The organism is Nocardioides sp. IC4_145 (assembly GCF_011250565.1).
In the GTDB taxonomy this organism is placed as follows: domain Bacteria; phylum Actinomycetota; class Actinomycetes; order Propionibacteriales; family Nocardioidaceae; genus Nocardioides.
This window is the reverse complement of the sequence record NZ_JAANMS010000042.1, coordinates 1-18,090: the sequence shown is the minus strand read 5'-3', so window position 1 is coordinate 18,090 and position 18,090 is coordinate 1. Positions and strand designations below refer to the sequence as shown.

14 protein-coding genes are annotated in these 18,090 nt (G+C 74.0%); 10 read left to right on the top strand and 4 right to left on the bottom strand.

Features of this window, described 5'->3' with window-relative positions:
- The first annotated feature begins 38 nt into the window (after positions 1–38).
- Positions 39–1,103 (top strand): B12-binding domain-containing protein, encoded by a 1,065-nt coding sequence (locus G6553_RS16255; RefSeq protein ID WP_278249622.1) that lies wholly within the window; start codon positions 39–41, stop codon positions 1,101–1,103.
- Between the two features lie 12 nt (positions 1,104–1,115).
- Here the strand turns inward: G6553_RS16255 and G6553_RS16250 are convergent, their stop codons facing one another.
- On the bottom strand, positions 1,116–2,291 hold the full coding sequence (locus tag G6553_RS16250) for a methyltransferase domain-containing protein (RefSeq protein ID WP_166195282.1): 1,176 nt from the start codon (positions 2,289–2,291) through the stop codon (positions 1,116–1,118).
- A 196-nt stretch (positions 2,292–2,487) separates the two neighbouring features.
- On the opposite strand from G6553_RS16250, the gene groES reads away from it, so the two are divergent.
- Positions 2,488–2,784 carry a co-chaperone GroES gene (gene groES, locus G6553_RS16245; RefSeq protein ID WP_166195350.1) on the top strand — a complete coding sequence of 99 codons (297 nt, stop codon included), beginning with the start codon at positions 2,488–2,490 and terminating at the stop codon, positions 2,782–2,784.
- Between the two features lie 92 nt (positions 2,785–2,876).
- The gene (gene groL, locus G6553_RS16240) at positions 2,877–4,499 is read left to right on the top strand and encodes a chaperonin GroEL (RefSeq protein ID WP_166195279.1); all 1,623 of its coding nucleotides are present in this window, start codon (positions 2,877–2,879) and stop codon (positions 4,497–4,499) included.
- Positions 4,500–4,766: 267 nt separating this feature from the next.
- Here the strand turns inward: groL and G6553_RS16235 are convergent, their stop codons facing one another.
- Positions 4,767–6,278, bottom strand: coding sequence for a glycosyltransferase family 39 protein (locus G6553_RS16235; protein ID WP_166195276.1), 1,512 nt, complete (start codon positions 6,276–6,278; stop codon positions 4,767–4,769).
- 109 nt (positions 6,279–6,387) lie between these two features.
- On the opposite strand from G6553_RS16235, the gene G6553_RS16230 reads away from it, so the two are divergent.
- Together G6553_RS16230 and guaB are read left to right on the top strand one after the other, a co-directional pair.
- On the top strand, positions 6,388–7,278 hold the full coding sequence (locus G6553_RS16230) for a GNAT family N-acetyltransferase (RefSeq protein WP_347565762.1): 891 nt from the start codon (positions 6,388–6,390) through the stop codon (positions 7,276–7,278).
- A gap of 382 nt (positions 7,279–7,660) precedes the next feature.
- The gene (gene guaB / locus G6553_RS16225) at positions 7,661–9,163 is read left to right on the top strand and encodes an IMP dehydrogenase (RefSeq protein ID WP_166195270.1); all 1,503 of its coding nucleotides are present in this window, start codon (positions 7,661–7,663) and stop codon (positions 9,161–9,163) included.
- Here guaB and G6553_RS16220 read toward each other — a convergent pair.
- Together G6553_RS16220 and G6553_RS16215 are read right to left on the bottom strand one after the other, a co-directional pair.
- Positions 9,148–10,425 (bottom strand): hypothetical protein, encoded by a 1,278-nt coding sequence (locus G6553_RS16220; protein ID WP_166195267.1) that lies wholly within the window; start codon positions 10,423–10,425, stop codon positions 9,148–9,150. The two genes, guaB and G6553_RS16220, sit on opposite strands and share 16 nt — an antisense overlap.
- The gene (locus G6553_RS16215; RefSeq protein WP_166195264.1) at positions 10,422–11,000 is read right to left on the bottom strand and encodes a SigE family RNA polymerase sigma factor; all 579 of its coding nucleotides are present in this window, start codon (positions 10,998–11,000) and stop codon (positions 10,422–10,424) included. The genes G6553_RS16220 and G6553_RS16215 overlap by 4 nt, the downstream gene beginning before the upstream one ends.
- A gap of 70 nt (positions 11,001–11,070) precedes the next feature.
- On the opposite strand from G6553_RS16215, the gene G6553_RS16210 reads away from it, so the two are divergent.
- The 5 genes from G6553_RS16210 to G6553_RS16190 form a co-directional block, all read left to right on the top strand.
- The gene (locus tag G6553_RS16210; RefSeq protein ID WP_166195261.1) at positions 11,071–12,177 is read left to right on the top strand and encodes a GuaB3 family IMP dehydrogenase-related protein; all 1,107 of its coding nucleotides are present in this window, start codon (positions 11,071–11,073) and stop codon (positions 12,175–12,177) included.
- A gap of 26 nt (positions 12,178–12,203) precedes the next feature.
- Entirely contained in the window at positions 12,204–12,662 is a 459-nt protein-coding gene (rnhA, locus tag G6553_RS16205; RefSeq protein ID WP_166195259.1) for a ribonuclease HI, read from the top strand.
- Complete coding sequence (locus tag G6553_RS16200; protein ID WP_166195256.1) at positions 12,659–13,471, top strand: carbon-nitrogen hydrolase family protein; 813 nt, start codon at positions 12,659–12,661, stop codon at positions 13,469–13,471. Before rnhA ends, G6553_RS16200 begins: the two co-directional genes overlap by 4 nt.
- Positions 13,472–13,576: 105 nt before the next feature.
- Positions 13,577–16,351, top strand: a complete 2,775-nt coding sequence (locus G6553_RS16195) for an alpha-amylase family glycosyl hydrolase (RefSeq protein WP_166195253.1) — start codon at positions 13,577–13,579, stop codon at positions 16,349–16,351.
- The coding region (locus G6553_RS16190) for a glycerol-3-phosphate dehydrogenase/oxidase (protein WP_166195250.1) at positions 16,348–18,090 on the top strand (1,743 nt) is incomplete at its 3' end. The genes G6553_RS16195 and G6553_RS16190, both read left to right, overlap by 4 nt.

Genomic DNA, 18,090 nt, shown 5'->3' with positions numbered 1-18,090 from the left:
GAGGACCACCCCGGGGCCGGCGTTGGATCGCTCCAAGCATGAGCGCCCCCGGTCCGGGGGAATCGGGACGTGTGGACACACCTCGGGAGCAGTACTGGGTGGCCCTGCGGAACGGTGACCGGGCGAGCGCGCTCGAGGCCGTCAAGCGGATGCACGAGGACGGCCGGACCCACCTCGAGATCATCGACGAGGTCCTCGTCCCCGCCCAGGAGCGGGTGTCCGGCCTGTGGCTGGCGGGGGAGTGGAGCGCCGCCCAGCAGCAGCTCGCCACCTCGATCAACGAGGGGCTCGTCCACTGGCTGTGCTCCTTCAGCCCGCCGCCGTCCTCGGACCACCCGCTCGTCGTGGTCGCGACCGTCGAGCGCGAGGAGCTGCCGGCGCTGGTGCTCGCCGAGGCGCTGGGCGCCGCCGGCTACCGCACCACCTTCGCCGGCGGTGACGCCGCCGCCGAAGACCTCCTGCGCCAGGTGCTCACCCGCAAGCCCCGTGCCCTGCTGGTCAGCGTCGCCCGCACGTCGTCCCTGGCGCGGCTCAAGCCGCTGCTCGGCCACGTCCGCGCGACCGGCATCCCGGTCATCGCCGTCGGCGCGGCCTTCGGCGGCGACCCGCAACGCGCCACGGCGATCGGCGCGGCGGCGTACGCCGCGTCGGTCGGCGACGTCCTCACCCTGCTCGAGCAGCTGCCGCGCCGGCTGCCTCCGGCCACACCCGAGCCGCCGGTCCCGGCCGACCTCGAGGCGGCCTGGCTGACCGACTTCCGTCACGAGATCACGCCGTACGTCCTGCGCGCCCTCGCCGCCCGCCACCCCGCTCCGCGCCGGGCGCGCTGGTGGGCGGAGCTGGAGGACCTGGTCGACCACGTGCTCGGCTGCCTGGCCGCCTCGCTCGTCACCGGCGACGAGACGATCATGGTCGAGGTGCGCGACTGGCTCACGCGCGTGCTGGAGGCGCGTGGTGCCGGCGCGGGCCTCGTCGCGGAGGTCTGGGAGCTCCTGGCCGTGCCGCTGCGCGGCCACCCCTTCGCCCGGGTGCACCTGGCCGGCTCCGCGGCGCCGGGCGGCGCCACCGACGGCGGTCAGACCGACGGCCTCACGACCGTCTGAGGCTCGCTCGCGTCAGGCCAGCGGCCGGACGAGCAGCGCGGTGCCGGCGCCGGCGACGCGCGTGAGCACGAGCGTGCCCTCCTCGTCGCCGCCGAGCGACAGCCGCTTGCGCAGCTGCTCGGGCACGACGTCCACGCCGCGCTTCTTGATCGTCAGCGTGCCGATGCGTCGCTCGCGCAGCGCGGCTCGCAGCGCCTTCTCGCGGTACGGCAGCTCCTCGAGCACCTCGTAGCCGCGGGCGAGCGGCGAGCGGTGCGCCGCGTCGCCGGTGACGTAGGCGATGTGCTCGTCGACGAGCCCGCCCTGCACGGCCGCCGCGACGGCGGTGACCAGCCCGGCGCGGACGACCGCCCCGTCGGGCTCGTAGAGGTACTGGCCCACCGGGCGCACGTCGACGCCGTCGCCCAGCGCGGGCGCGTCCTCGTCGGTGACCGTGGCGAGGCCGCCGTCCCCGATCACCGTCGCGCGGCGGGCGGTCGTGGCCAGCCCGCCGGACCACAGCGCCGCCTCCTTCACCTCGCCGCGGTCGCTGACCCACTCGGCCTCGACGCCGGCCGGGACCAGGTCGTGCGGGATCCCGGGGGCGACCTTGACGCAGGAGTCGCGGCGCAGGAGCCGCTCGACGAACGACCACGGCGGCGTCCAGTCGTCGACGTCGAACGTGCGGCCGCGCGCGCCCCGGCGGGCCGGGTCGGCGAACGCCACGTCGAAGGGGAAGGGGTCGACGGTCGTCGCGTCCGCGACCACCACCGCGCCGGGCAGGTCGAGCGCGGCGAGGTTGGCCTCGGCCACCGCGACCCGGACCGGGTCGAGGTCGACGCCGGCGCACGTCAGGCCGGCCCGGGCCGCGGCGACCAGGTCCCCGCCCACGCCGCAGCCGAGGTCGACGAGCGTCCGCGCGGCGTACGCCTGGAGCCGGGCGGCGCGGTGGGTGGCGACGGCGAGCCGGGTGGCCTGCTCGAGGCCGTCGGGGGTGAAGTACATCCGCGCGGCCAGGTCGCCGAACTTCGCCTCGGCCCGCACCCGCAGCCGGGCCTGGGTGAGCGCGGCGGCCGCGTGCTCGGCGTCGGCCTCGCGCCGCAGGGTGGTCTGCGCGAGCAGCGGGTCGACGTCGACCAGCCCGCCGGCCCGGTCGAGCAGGCGCTGCCCGGCGTCGGTCAGCAGCCAGCGGAAGGCGTCGAGGTCCACAGTCGGATCCTCGCAGGGCAGGGGTCCCTGGCACTCGCGCGAGGTGAGTGCTAGTTTCTGTCCTGGCACTCTCCCCGTGAGTGTGCCAGCGCTTGCGCACCACGCACGACCCCCGCGACGGCGTGCGAGGGACCGCAGGCACCAGACGTGCACCACCCACCTGAGACACCTGAGTTTGAAAGTGGAGGTCGACATCGTGTCGGTCAACATCAAGCCCCTCGAGGACCGCATCGTCGTCAAGCCGCTCGACGCCGAGCAGACCACGGCCTCCGGCCTGGTCATCCCGGACACCGCCAAGGAGAAGCCCCAGGAGGGCGAGGTCGTGGCCGTGGGCCCGGGCCGCTTCAACGACGACGGCGACGAGCGCGTCCCCATGGACATCTCCGTGGGCGACAAGGTCATCTACAGCAAGTACGGCGGCACCGAGGTCAAGTACTCCGGCGAGGAGTTCCTGATCCTCTCCGCCCGCGACGTCCTCGCGATCGTTTCCTGATCTCTCCCGGGTCGTGTGCCTGACGACGCGCTTCGGCGCGTCCGACGGCACACGACCCGGTCCTCTTTCCCGCACCACCTGCTAGGAGAGTCATGCCCAAGATCCTGGAGTTCGACGAGAACGCCCGCCGCGCGCTCGAGCGCGGCGTCGACGCGCTCGCCAACGCCGTCAAGGTGACACTCGGCCCCAAGGGCCGCTACGTCGTCCTCGACAAGAAGTGGGGCGCCCCGACGATCACCAACGACGGCGTGACCGTCGCCCGTGAGATCGAGCTGGACGACCCGTTCGAGAACCTCGGCGCCCAGCTCACCAAGGAGGTCGCCACCAAGACGAACGACGTCGCCGGTGACGGCACCACCACCGCGACGGTCCTGGCCCAGGCGATGGTCCACGAGGGTCTCAAGGCCGTCGCGGCCGGCGCGAACCCGATGGGCCTCAAGCGCGGCATGGACGCCGCTGCCGAGGCCGTCGGCAACGCGCTGCGCGACGCCGCCCGCGAGGTCGAGACCCGCGAGGACATGGCCTCGGTGGCCACGATCTCCTCGCGCGACAGCCACATCGGCGACCTGCTCGCGCAGGCCTTCGACAAGGTCGGCAAGGACGGTGTCATCACCGTCGAGGAGTCCAACACCATGGGCACCGAGCTCGACTTCACCGAGGGCATGCAGTTCGACAAGGGCTACATCAGCCAGTACTTCGTGACCGACCCCGAGCGGATGGAGGCCGTCCTCGACGACCCCTACATCCTGCTGCACCAGGGGAAGATCTCGTCCGTCTCCGAGCTGCTCCCGCTGCTGGAGAAGGTCATCCAGGCCGGCAAGCCGCTGTTCATCCTCGCCGAGGACGTCGAGGGCGAGGCGCTCTCGACCCTGGTCGTCAACAAGATCCGCGGCACGTTCAACGCCGTCGCGGTCAAGAGCCCGGCGTTCGGCGACCGCCGCAAGGCGATGATGCAGGACATCGCGACCCTGACCGGCGGTCAGGTCGTCGCGCCCGAGGTCGGCCTCAAGCTCGACCAGGTCGGCCTCGAGGTGCTGGGTCAGGCCCGCCGCGTCGTGATCACCAAGGACAACACCACGATCGTCGACGGCGCCGGTGACGCCGCCGAGGTCGAGGGCCGGGTCAACCAGATCAAGGCCGAGATCGAGTCCACCGACTCCGACTGGGACCGCGAGAAGCTCCAGGAGCGCCTCGCGAAGCTGGCCGGCGGCGTGTGCGTGATCAAGGTCGGCGCCGCCACCGAGGTGGAGCTGAAGGAGAAGAAGCACCGCATCGAGGACGCCGTCTCCGCGACGCGCGCCGCGATCGAGGAGGGCATCGTCCCCGGCGGCGGCTCCGCGATCATCCACGCGGTCTCCGTCCTCGAGGGCGACCTCGGCCTCACCGGCGACGAGGCCGTCGGCGTCCGCGTCGTCCGCAAGGCCGCCGACGAGCCTCTGCGCTGGATCGCCGAGAACGGTGGCGAGAACGGCTACGTCGTCACCACCAAGGTCCGCGAGCTCGGCGTCGGCAACGGCTACAACGCCGCCACCGGTGAGTACGGCGACCTGGTCGCCCAGGGCGTCCTCGACCCGGTCAAGGTCACCCGCTCCGCGCTGGTCAACGCCACCTCGATCGCCGCGATGCTGCTGACGACCGAGACGCTCGTCGTCGACAAGCCTGAGGAGGAGGACGAGACCGCGGCCGCCGGCCACGGTCACGGCCACGGCCACTGAGTGACCAGCCCGGTCCGAGGAACGAGGACCGGGCGTGGGGTCACGAAGGTCGAGCAAGCGCGGCCTGAGCCTGCGAAGGCCCGAACCGCGTGTCGAGACCAGTCACCGCTCCTCTCGAGCACCCGAGCGCCACCCGGCCGGCGCCGGTCCCCAGCAGGGGGCCGGCGCCGTTCGGCGTTCCCGGGACGCGCCTCCGCCCCGAACCGGCCTCGTGCTGCTGAGCGTGCGGCGGGTCGCACGCTGGGCAGCACGAGGCACGTGGGTGGTTCAGCAGGCCGGCTCGAGCGGCGGCCGGTCCAGCCCCTTGAGCAGGTAGACCGGCCGGTCCGAGCAGCCGGTGCCGTGCCGCTCGTAGCGCGCCCGCACGGCGTCGTACAGCTCCTCGGCGCCAGGGGCTCCCCAGGCGCCCCACGGCACCCACTGGACCAGCCAGGTCGGGGCGTCCGGTCCCGCCACGAGTGAGCGCAGGTCGTCGTAGCCGCGGTCGAGGGTGCGCATCGGCAGGCTCCACAGGTGGGGGTACGGCGTGGGCAGGCCGCTGCGCAGCTGGAGGTCGGCGCGGCCGCCGAAGACGACCAGGGTGTCGCCGGGCTCGGCCACCGCCGCGACCGCGGTGCCGGTGTCGGCCTCGTCGAACTCCTGGAAGTCCAGCGCGTTCCAGCCGACCCAGCCCAGCAGGCACACCAGCGAGGACACCGCGCTGAGCCCGATCACGGCGCGCATCGCCCGCCCGCGGCCGGTCCGGTGGCGGGCCAGCAGGGCGGCGCACAACGCGGTCGCCGGCACCAGTCCGAAGAGGTAGTCGCGCCAGTAGCTCCCGCCCATGACCAGCGCGGCCCCGTCGGCGAGCACGATCGCCAGCGTCGCCGCGGTCAGCACCGGGTCGGCGCGCCACTCGCGCCGGACGTGGACGAGGAACCCGCCGACCACCGCGACCATGCCGGCCGCCAGCGCGGCGAACGCGAGCGTCACCGCGCGTGAGGCCGGCGCGTCTGAGGAGCTCTCGCTCAGCACGTCGTTGGCGTCGAGCCGGAAGCCGTACACGGCGTACCAGACCTCGGCCAGGTCCACGCCCGCCGCCCGTGCCCAGAGGACGGTCGCGAGGACGGGTACGGCGGCGCCGGCGACCGCGGCCGCGGCGAGCCGGAGCATCGTGCGGCGGTCGACCCGTCCGGCGAGGTGGCCGGCCAGGAGGAGGACGGCGCCGAAGACGAGCGCGCCGACGAGGTTCTGCTTCATGCCGAGCGCGGTGGTCGCGAGCAGGCCGGCCCCCGCGGCGAGCGGGGCCGAGCGGCGGGCCAGCGCGTCCAGCGAGAGCAGGATCGACCCGAGCAGGAACGGCAGCGCGAGGATCTCGCCCTTGACGGCCACCGCGTCGATGACGGTGTTGGTCAGCAGCGCCGCCACGGCGACGGCCGTCCAGCGGGCGCTGCGCTCGCTGCCGACGCGGCGCGCGACCGCCGCGGCGCCGAGCACCGCGAGCGCGCACGCGAGCGCGCCCACCAGACGGATCGCGTGCTCGCCGCCGATGCGGTCGCTGAGGCCGAACACCGCCACGACGAGCGGGTGCCGGTCGACGAAGAGGTCGCCGTACACGCTGTCGGGTCGCGGGTCCCAGCCCCGCGCGACCAGCGTGAACCCCGCCTCGTCGGCGCGCAGCGGGCGGGTCAGCCCTGGCAGCCGCAGCAGGAACGCGAGCGCCGCCGCCAGCGGGACGGTCCACCGCGTGTCCACCACGCCCTCGACCCGCTGGGTCAGGGCGTGCCGGCGCTCGAGCATGCGCCCAGGTTCCCAGACCGCTCGGGGGCGGCCGCCGTAGCACCGGCGAAACACCACGGACCCTGATGGGCAACGTCGGACGTCCACGCTGGGCCGCATGTTGTGGCGAGTGCGGACGACCCTTCCCGATCGACCCGGTGCGCTGGCGGTGCTCGCCGAGCACTGCGGGCGGGCGGGCGTGAACATCCTCGGCCTGCAGATCTTCCCGGGGATCGAGGCCGTCACCGACGAGCTGGTGCTCAGCACGCCGGCCGGGTGGGGCGCCTCCGGGACCGCGCACCTGGTCGAGCGTGCCGGGGGGCGGAACGTCGTCGTCCAGTCGTGCACCGAGGCGGCGCTCGGCGACCAGCCCACGCGCTACGTCCAGGCCGCCCGCACCATCCTCGCCTCGCCCATGTCCTTCCCCGAGGTGGTCGCCGTCCTCTTCGACGCCGAGGCGGACCCGGTCGACCCCGACGGCCCGCCGCAGGACGTCATGGAGCTGACGGTGGGCGACGTGCAGGTGCAGGTACGTCGGACCGCCGCGTTCACCGCCACCGAGCACGCCCGCGGGTCGGCGCTGGCCGATCTCGTGAGCGACGTCCTGCAGCGGACGAGGACGGACTCCGCGATCGCGGTGTCGCCGGGCCGCCGGCTCGGCGGTGGCACCACCCCCGAGCACGTCGTCGACGGCGACTCGATCTCGGCGGTGGTCGACGGCGTCGTCGTGGGCCTGGCCACGGTGCAGGCGTCCCTCACCGAGGACCCCGCTGCCCGGCCGGTCGTGCTGCGGGTCGACCCCGCCTGGCAGCGTCGCGGCATCGGTTCGCGGCTGCTCGTCGACGTCGCCCGGCTCGCGCACTCGCGGGGGGCGCAGGAGATCGTCCTCACCACCCGCTCCGACAACCAGGCGGTCCTCCCGATGGTGCTCGCCGCCGGCATGCGGGGCCGGATCCGCCTCGCCGGCGACGTCCTCACCGTCCGCGTCCCCGTGCGCGACCTCCGCCCCCTCCCCGCCTGACCCGGCCGGCCAGGCGGCTGGTTGCCCCGGCTGGTTGGTGGCTCCCACGTCGCACTGCGGCCGACCCGTGGGTGCGGGTACGCCGGGGGTGGGGTCGGGGCCTGCGGCTCCCGCCGGACGGCAGGCCCGGTCTACCAGGCCTGCGCTCGTTCCTCGCTCCGGCCCGCCAGACCCAACCACGACCGGGCCTGCCCGCCCGTCGTCCGCCTCCGGCCCCGACCCGCGCGGCGTACCCGTCCTGCGGCCCGTCCTCCGGCTCGGCGGCGGCCCGGGGGGACGTCGTCCGGGCCGGGGCGCCTCCCTGCTCGACCGGAGGCGTGGTGTCCGCCACGGTCGCCGCGGTCGGGACCGCCGGCCGGGTGGGCGCCAGTAGGCTGGTGGGGTGGAGCTCCCGGACAAGTTCGCCGCCCTCGGTCTCACCTACGACGACGTCCTGCTGCTGCCGGGGTACTCCGACCTGGCGCCGTCGGACATCGACACGACGAGCCGGTTGACCCGCGAGATCAGCCTCAGGGTGCCCCTGGTCAGCGCCGCGATGGACACCGTCACCGAGTCGCGCATGGCGATCGCCATGGCGCGCCAGGGCGGCCTGGGCGTGCTGCACCGCAACCTGTCGATCGAGGACCAGGCCTACCAGGTGGACCTGGTCAAGCGGACCCAGACGGGGATCATCTCCAACCCGGTGACGATCGGCCCGGACGCGACGCTGGAGGAGCTGGACCGGCTGGCGGGGGAGTACCGCGTGTCGGGCTTCCCGGTGGTCGACGGCGACCAGCGGCTGCTGGGCATCATCACCAACCGCGACCTGCGGTTCACCCCGGTCGCGGAGTGGGCCACGACGAAGGTCGACGAGGTCATGACGACCGAGGGCCTGGTGACCGGTCCGGCCGGCATCTCGCGTGAGGACGCGACGGTGCTGCTGCGCCGGCACAAGAAGGAGCGGCTGCCGCTGGTCGACGACCAGGGCCGCCTGGTCGGGCTGATCACGGTCAAGGACTTCGTGAAGTCCGAGCAGTTCCCGCACGCGTCGAACGACGCCTCGGGCCGGCTGATGGTGGGCGCGGCGATCGGCTACTTCGGTGACGCCTGGGAGCGGGCGACGACGCTGATCGACGCCGGCGTCGACGTGCTGGTCGCGGACACCGCGCACGGGCACGTCCGGCTGCTGCTCGACATGGTCCGCCGGCTCAAGACCGACCCCGCGACCAAGCACGTGCAGGTCATCGGCGGCAACGTCGCCACGCGGGACGGCGCGCAGGCGTTCGTCGACGCGGGCGCGGACGCGGTCAAGGTCGGCTTCGGCCCCGGCTCGATCTGCACGACGCGGGTCGTGACCGGCGCCGGCGTACCGCAGGTCACCGCGGTCTACGAGGCGTCGCTGGCGTGCCGGCCGGCCGGTGTGCCGGTCATCGCCGACGGCGGCCTCCAGCAGTCCGGCGACATCGCCAAGGCGCTCGTCGCCGGCGCCGACAGCGTGATGATCGGGTCGCTGCTGGCCGGGTGCGACGAGTCGCCGGGCGAGCTGATCTTCGTCAACGGCAAGCAGTACAAAGCCTACCGCGGCATGGGCTCGCTCGCCGCGATGAGCAGCCGTGGCAAGAAGTCCTACTCCAAGGACCGTTACTTCCAGGCCGAGGTCGTCAGCGACGACCTGATCGTGCCGGAGGGCGTCGAGGGCCAGGTCGCCTACCGCGGCCCGCTGGCCGCCGTCGCCCACCAGCTGATCGGCGGCCTGGCCCAGTCGATGTTCTACATCGGCGCCCGGACGGTGCCCGAGCTGCAGGAGAAGGGCAAGTTCGTGCGGATCACCTCGGCCTCGCTCAAGGAGAGCCACCCGCACGACGTGCAGATGACCGCCGAGGCGCCCAACTACAACGGTCGGTAGACCAGCACGGCGGCGCGGAACGGCGCGTCGCCGTCGCTGCGGACGGCCACGTCGTACCGCTCGCCGGCCAGCAGCAGCGTGTCGACACCCGTGCCCGGACCGACGGACCCCTCGCCGGTGTAGCGGGTGGACTCGCCGCGGTCGCGCCCGCCCGACCACCTCAGGTGGACCCGGTCGCCCTGCGAGACGAGACCCAGCAGGACGTCCTCGTCGGCCTCGACCTCGGTGGTGAACGGCTCGCCGGGCTCGGGCTGGCGGACCACCTCGGCGAGGCCCCAGCGGCGTCCGTCGTGCTCGACGACCTCGGCGACCTCCCCGCCGAGCGCACGCACCTCCGCCGGACGACGCTCGTACGCCGCCAGGCCGACCACCACGTCGGCGGACCCGACCAGCGGGCCGTCGGCCCCGTCGGTCACCCACGCGCGCACGGTGTGCTCCGCGGGCCGGTCGTCGGTGTGGGCCCAGGTGCCGCCGCGGCCGGCGTCCGGGCCGTCGTCGCAGCCGCCGCTGCTCCAGCCCTCGCCGTCGACCTCGATGTGGAGCACCGGGTCGTCGCCGGCGCCCCGGCAGTGATGGGTGAACCGGAGGTCTCCGAGCGCGCCGGTCACGGTCAGCTCGACCTCGGCCACGCCGGGCTCGGAGAAGGCGCCCGCGAGCAACGGCTCGCCCGCGACGTCGTCGCGGAAGACCGCGGTGCCGTCGGTGACGCCCGGCGCGAGCCCACCGGTCGCGGCGTAGAGCGCGACGCTCACGCGGGCGGACTCGGCGGCGCCGTCGAGCCGGACCTGGAGGCGGGCGGGGCCGTGGACCAGGGACGGCGCGGACAGCCCGTCGTCGAGGACCCGCGCCACCGGCTCGCCGTCGGCGAGCAGGGTCGCGGTGCCGGAGCCGAGGTCGCGGGCGACCAGGGTGACGGCGCGCTGCTCCTGGTCGTCCGGCAGGTCGACCCGTTCCCCCGGGGTGACGCCGTCGGCCTCGACCAGCTCGTAGGGGAACCCGTCGAGGCGCAGCTCCTGCGGCACGTCCAGGCCCAGCACGACCGGCCCCGCGACGTCGGGCGTCGGGTAGGGGCGCAGGCCGGAGACACCCGCGACGCCGCCGACGAGCACGACGACCGCCGCGACGGACGCGACCGCGGTGCGGCGACGGCGTACCGCCTCGACCCGCCGGTGGACGGCCGCCGACCGCAGGTGGGCGTCAGGGTCGTCGACCTCGTCGCGGTGGGCGAGCAGGGTCGCGCGCAGGTCGTCCAGGGTGCTCATGCCGGGTCCTCCGTGGTGCTCGCAGGGGCGGTGGTCGGGGAGGCGAGCGCGGGGTCGATCCGCAGCTTCGCCAGGGCCTTGCTGGTCTGGCTCTTGACGGTGCCGGTGCTGATGCCGAGCAGCCGCGCGGTCTCGGCCTCGGAGAGGTCCTCGACGAAGCGCAGGACCACGACGGCGCGCTGGCGGCGCGGCAGACGGCCCATCGCCGCCCACAGGTCGTGGCGCTGGTCGACCCCGGCCTCCCCGCCGGTGGCCGGCGGCGGCTCCGGCGGCTCGGCCCAGGGGTGCTCGCCGTTCCAGCGGCGCCGCCACCACGACGCGAAGGTGTTGACGAGGATCCTGCGGACGTAGGGCTCGGGGTTGCCCTCGATGCGCGACCACGCGAACCACGCCTTGGTCAGCGCGGTCTGCAGGAGGTCCTCGGCCAGCGCGGCGTCGCGGGTCAGCAGGTACGCCGTGCGCAGCAGGTCGGTCGAGCGGGCCGCGACGAACGCGTCGAAGTCCGGCGCTGCGCCGGGGTGTGCGCCCACGTCTGCTCCCGAGGTCGTCGACCGCTCGCCGGTCAGGGTGTCCATGACCACCTCTACCGGGCGGCACCGACGAACGGTTGCCCGGGCTGTCGGACTTCCTCGGTAGGGTTCGACGGTGACCGAGATCGAGATCGGCCGGGCCAAGCGGGCGCGGCGCGCCTACTCCTTCGACGACGTGGCGATCGTGCCCTCCCGGCGCACCCGCGACCCCGAGGAGGTCAGCACCGACTGGCAGATCGACGCCTACCGGTTCGACATCCCGGTGCTCGCGGCGCCGATGGACTCGGTGATGTCGCCGGAGACCGCGATCGCCTTCGGCCGGCACGGCGGGCTGGGCGTGCTCAACCTCGAGGGCATCTGGACGCGGTACGACGACCCGGCGCCGCTGCTGGAGGAGGTCGCCGGCCTCGAGGGGCACGACGCGACCCGCCGCCTCCAGGAGATCTACACCGAGCCGGTGAAGGCCGAGCTGATCACCGAGCGGCTGCGCCAGGTCCGCGAGGCCGGCGTGACCGTCGCGGGCTCGCTGTCCCCGCAGCGGACCAAGGAGTTCGCGAAGACGGTGGTGGACGCGGGCGTCGACATGTTCGTCATCCGCGGCACGACCGTCTCGGCCGAGCACGTCTCCTCCCAGGCCGAGCCGCTGAACCTCAAGGAGTTCATCTACGAGCTCGACGTCCCCGTCATCGTCGGCGGCTGCGCGACCCACCAGGCGGCGCTGCACCTGATGCGCACCGGTGCGGCCGGCGTGCTGGTCGGCTTCGGCGGCGGCGCGGCCCACACGACCCGCACCGTGCTGGGCGTCGCCGTGCCGATGGCCTCGGCCGTGGCCGACGTGGCCGCGGCCCGCCGCGACTACCTCGACGAGTCCGGCGGCCGCTACGTCCACGTCATCGCCGACGGCTCCATCGGCCAGTCCGGCGACCTGGCGAAGGCGATCGCCTGCGGCGCCGACGCGGTCATGGTCGGGTCGCCGTTCGCGCGGGCCACCGACGCGCCCGGCCACGGCTTCCACTGGGGCACCGAGGCCCACCACGCGGACCTGCCGCGCGGCCAGCGCGTCCACCTCGACACCGTCGGCACGCTCGAGGAGATCCTCTTCGGCCCCTCCCGCGTCGCCGACGGCACGATGAACCTCATCGGTGCGCTCAAGCGCTCCATGGCCACGACCGGCTACACCGAGGTCAAGGAGTTCCAGCGGGTCGAGGTCGTCGTCGTCTGACGCCGGTCGCCGACTACCCTCGGCCCGTGAGCGAGCAGCCCGTCACCATCCACACCGACGGCGCCTGCGTGCCCAACCCGGGCCCCGGTGGCTGGGGAGCGCTGCTGCGGCAGGGCGTCCACGAGCTGGAGCTCTGCGGCGGCCTGGCCGAGCAGACCACGAACAACCGGATGGAGCTCACCGCGCCGATCGAGGCGCTCGAAGCCCTCAAGCGACGCTCGATCGTGCACCTCTACACCGACAGCACCTACGTGCGGAACGGCATCACCTCCTGGGTCATCGGCTGGCAGCGCAACGGCTGGCAGACCAAGGCCAAGGAGCCGGTGAAGAACGCCGACCTCTGGCGCCGGCTCGTCGCCGCCTGCGCCGAGCACGACGTCGAGTGGCACTGGGTCAAGGGCCACAACGGCGACGAGGGCAACGAGCGCGCCGACCGGCTGGCCGCCCGCGGCCTCGCCGAGGCGGTCGCGGCGGCCCGGGCATGACCGGGCAGCCGGCCCCGCTGCTGGTGGCCGCCGGGCAGGCCGAGGCGGCAGCCGGCGACCTCGCCGCGAACGTCGCCACCGCGGTCCGGCTCGCCTCCGACGCCGGCGACCGCGGCGTGCGGGTGCTGGTGCTGCCCGAGGCGTTCCTGACGGGGTACGACGCCTCCGCGTTCGACGGCCCGCTCCCGACCGCCGAGCGGCTGGCCGGCCCCGAGCTCGACCCGCTCCGGGAGGTCGCCCGGGCGGCCGACCTCGTCGTCGTCGCCGGGACCGCCCTGCAGCGAGCGGACCGTCGTACGTTGTCCTCGGTCGTGGTCCGCCCCACCGGCGAGGTGACCGTGCCCTACGACAAGCAGCACGTCGACCGCTCCGAGCGCCCGTGGTTCGAGCCCGGCGACCACGGCTGCTCGATCACCGTCGACGGCGTCGAGCTGGGGCTGAGCATCTGCTACGACGGCTGCTTCCCCGAGCACGCCCGGGCCGCGGCGGTCGACGGCGCGCTCGGCTACCTCAGCTCCGCGGCGTACTTCCCGGGTGGCGAGCACCGGCGCGACCTCTACTACGCCGCGCGGGCGGTGGAGAACTCCTTCTACGTCGTCTTCTCCGGTCTCACCGGGCGGTGCGGCGGCAGCTCCTTCATCGGCGGCTCGGCGGTCTACGACCCCGAGGGCCGGCCGCTCGAGAGGCTCGGTGAGGATGAGGGGCTGGCCGTCGGCGTGCTCGACCCGGCGCTCGTCGAGGCGACCCGCGCGCGGCACTCGATGCACGACGACCACCTGGCCTCGCTGGGCGCCCGGGTCCGCGGCTGAGGCTCCGCGACCTTCCCCCACCTGGTGGTTGTCGGCTGTCGGCGGCCCGCCCTAGGGTTCCGGCTCTCACCAGTTCGCGTGAGCGCCATCACTCGGGAGGCTGTCGTGCGTCGTACCGTCCCATCCACCCTCGTCGCCGGCGCCGCCGCGCTGGCGCTGCTCTGGCCGACCGCGCCGGTCTCCGCGGCCCCCGCTCCTCCGGCCGAGGGCGACCGGCGCGACCTCGGGCGTGGCATCGCCCAGCCCGCGCTGCGGGCGGGGATCACCGACGACAGCTTCTACTTCGTCATGGCCGACCGGTTCGCCAACGGCGACCCCGCCAACGACACCGGCGGGATCGACGGCGGCAAGGACGAGCACGGCTTCGACCCGACGGCGAAGGGCTACTTCAACGGCGGCGACCTCGACGGCCTGCGCGAGCAGCTGGACTACATCGAGGGTCTCGGCACCGACGCGATCTGGCTGACCCCGGTGTTCAAGAACAAGGCGGTCCAGCTCGAGGACGGCCCCTCGGCCGGCTACCACGGCTACTGGATCACCGACTTCACCCGCATCGACCCGCACCTGGGCACCAACGCCGACCTCACCGAGCTCGTCGAGGCCGCGCACGACCGTGGCATCAAGGTCTTCTTCGACATCATCACCAACCACACCGCCGACGTCATCGGCTACGAGGAGGGCGCGCGGACGGCGTACGTCCCCAAGGACGTCGAGCCCTACCGCACGGCCGACGGCACGCCGTTCGACGACCGCGACCACACCGGCGGGCGCACGTTCCCCGAGCTCGACCCGGCCACGTCGTTCCCCTACACGCCGGTGCTCGAGCCGGGGGAGGAGGACCTCAAGGTCCCGGCCTGGCTCAACGACCCGACGCTCTACCACAACCGCGGCAACACGACCTTCACCGGCGAGGACAGCCAGTACGGCGACTTCTTCGGCCTCGACGACCTGTTCACCGAGCACCCGCGGGTGGTCGACGGGATGGTCGACATCTACCGGACCTGGGTCGAGGACTTCGGCATCGACGGCTTCCGCATCGACACGATGAAGCACGTCGACGACGCCTTCTGGCAGGAGTTCGGGCCAGGCATCCTCGACTTCGCCCGCAGCCACGGCAAGCCGGACTTCTTCATGTTCGGCGAGGTCGCGCTCGACGGCAGCGACGCCGCGGCCAAGGCGTTCACCTCGCACTACACGACGCACAACGGGATGCAGGCGATCCTCGACTTCCCCTTCCAGTGGGCCGCGCGCGACTTCGTGTCCAAGGAGGGGAGCGGCCGGAAGCTGGCGCGGTTCTTCCGCGACGACGACTGGTACACCGACGCCGACAGCAACGTGCACTCCCTGCCGACCTTCCTCGGCAACCACGACATGGGCCGGTTCGGCCACTTCCTCGCCGCCGACGACCCCGAGCGGACGCCGGAGGAGATGCTGCGGCGCGACCTGCTCGCGCACGAGCTGATGTACCTCTCCCGCGGCAACCCGGTCGTCTACTACGGCGACGAGCAGGGCTTCACCGGCACCGGCGGCGACCAGCTGGCCCGGCAGACGATGTTCGCCAGCCAGGTGCCGGAGTACGTCGACGACGACCAGCTCGGCTCCGAGGAGACCCCGGCCACTGACAGCTTCGACACCGACCACCCGCTCTACCGCGCGGTCGCGGACCTCGACCGGCTGGTCGAGCAGCACCCGGCCCTGCGCCGCGGCGCCCAGCAGGTGCGCGTGGCCGACGAGGACGTCGTCGCCTTCTCGCGCATCGACCGCCGCCAGCAGCGGGAGCACGTCGTCGTCCTCAACACCGCCGAGCAGCGCCGGTCCGTCCGGGTGCCGACGTGGGTCAGCGCCGGCCGCTTCCGGAAGATCCACGGGGAGGGCCCGGCGACCCTGCGCAGCGCCCGTGACGGCGACCTCCGCGTGGCCGTGCCGGCGCTCGGCGCGGTCGTCTACGCCTCGAGCGAGCGCATCCCGGCCTCGCGCAAGGCGCCGTCGATGCGCCTGGTGGAGCCCGCGCCGACGAAGGTCGCCCGCAGCCGCACGAAGGTGACCGCGAAGGTCGGCGGCGACTCCTTCTACGAGGTGACCTTCCAGGCGAAGGTCGGGAAGGGGCGCTGGCGCGACATCGGCACCGACGACTCCGCGCCCTACCGCGTCTTCCACGACACCCGCGACCTCGCCACGGGCACGAAGGTGACCTACCGCGCGGCCGTCCTCGACAACCGCGGCCACAGCCGGACCAGCGCGGTCCGCACGACCCGGGTGGCGCCGCCGACGGTCGACGTCACGACCTCGGGCGAGGACGGCACGGTGAGCAACGTCGACCCGGTCACGGTCACCGCGACGGTCGACCCGGAGCGGCCGGGCCAGTCGGTGCGGTTCGAGCGGCGCGTCGGGGACGGCGCGTGGCAGGTCCTCGGCACCGACACCAGCTCGCCGGCGTACACCTTCCGCGACGACGTCTCCGGCCTGCCGCTCGGCACGCGGGTCCGTTACCGCGCCGTGCTGCTCGAGCCCGGCACGCCGCGGGTCGTCGGCGGTCCCGTCGCCGTCACGACCGCGGCGCCGACGCCGGCCCGCGAGAGCGTGACGGTCGCCGGCAGCCTCCAGGACGAGATCGGGTGCGCCGCCGACTGGGACCCCGCGTGCGAGGAGAGCCGGCTGGCCTTCGACCCGAGCGACGGCCGGTGGCACGCGACCTTCGAGCTGCCTGCCGGCAGCTACGAGTGGAAGATCGCGGTCGACGGATCCTGGGACGAGAACTACGGCGCGGGCGGAGCGGCCGGCGGCGACAACCTGGTGCTCGTGGTTCCCGAGGGCGGAGCGACCTACCGCTTCACCTGGGACCAGGTCAGTCACGAGCCGTCGGCCACACTGGAGCCATGAGCTCGCCCGGCGCGCCCGTCCGTCCCGACCCGAGCGCGCTGGGCCCCGCCGCCCGCGAGGCGGCCCTCGACCGGCTGGCCGCCCCCGACCACGAGCTCGACGTGCTCGTGGTCGGGGGCGGTGTCGTCGGCGCCGGGGTCGCCCTGGACGCCGTCACCCGCGGTCTCTCCACCGCCCTGGTCGAGCAGCGGGACCTCGCGAGCGGGACCAGCAGCCGCTCCTCGAAGCTCGTGCACGGCGGCCTGCGCTACCTCGAGATGCTCGACTTCGGGCTCGTCCGCGAGGCGCTGCACGAGCGGGGGCTGTTGCTCACCCGGCTCGCGCCGCACCTGGTCCGGCCGGTGCCGTTCCTCTACCCGCTGACCCACCGTGGCTGGGAGCGGCCGTACGTCGGCGCGGGGCTCGCGCTGTACGACGGCATGGCGGCGCTCGCGCCCGGCGGCGCCGGCCTGCCGCGGCACCGGCACCTCACCCGGCGGCAGGTCGCCCGGATGGCGCCGGACTTCCGCGCCGAGACCGTCACCGGCGCGATCCGGTACTTCGACTGCCAGGTCGACGACGCCCGGCTGGTGCTCACCCTCGCCCGGACGGCGGCCGCCCACGGAGCGGCCGTCGCGACGCGCACCAAGGTGACCGGCTTCCTCCGCGAGGGCGAGCGGGTCGTCGGGGTCCGCGCGACCGACCTCGAGACCGGCCGCGAGCTCGAGGTCCGGGCGAGGGCGGTCGTCAACGCCGCCGGCGTCTGGACCGACGAGGTGCAGGAGATGGTCGGCGGCCGCGGTGCGCTGCACGTCCAGGCCTCGAAGGGCATCCACCTCGTCGTGCCGCGCGACCGCATCCGCTCCGAGGCCGGGTTCATCGTCCGCACCGAGACCTCGGTGCTGTTCGTCATCCCGTGGGGCCGGCACTGGGTCATCGGCACCACCGACACCGCCTGGGACCTCGACAAGGCCCACCCGGCCGCGAGCCGCACCGACATCGAGTACGTCCTCGACCGGGTCAACGCGATCCTGCGCGAGCCGCTCGACCACGACGACGTCGAGGGGGTGTACGCCGGCCTGCGGCCGCTCCTCCGCGGGGAGTCGGAGACGACCTCGAAGATCTCGCGCGAGCACACCGTGGTCACGCCCGTCCCGGGGCTGGTGATGATCGCCGGCGGCAAGCTGACGACGTACCGCGTCATGGCGCAGGACGCCGTCGACGCCGCCGCCCACTCGCTGCGCACCACCGGCAACCTGGCGGTGCGGCCCTCGATCACCGACCGCGTCCCGTTGCTCGGCGCCGACGGCTGGGAGGCGCGGACCAACCAGCGGGTGCTGCTCGCGCGGCGGTCCGGGCTGCACGTCGCGCGGATCGACGCGCTGCTGGGACGGTACGGCGCGCTCGTCGACGACCTGCTCGCGCTGGTCGCCGAGCGGCCGGAGCTCGGGCAGCCGCTCGAGGCTGCGGACGAGCACCTCGCGGCCGAGGTCGTGTACGCCGTCACCCACGAGGGCGCCCGCCACCTCGACGACGTCCTCACCCGCCGCACCCGCATCTCCATCGAGACCTTCGACCGGGGCACCCGCGCCGCCTCCGGTGTCGCCACGCTGATGGCCGCCGAGCTCGGCTGGGACGACGCCCGCACCGCCGACGAGGTCGACCACTACCTCCGTCGCGTCGAGGCGGAGCGCCAGAGCCAGCTCCAGCTCACCGACCAGGAGGCCGACGAGGCCCGCGTGAAGGCCCCCGACATCGTC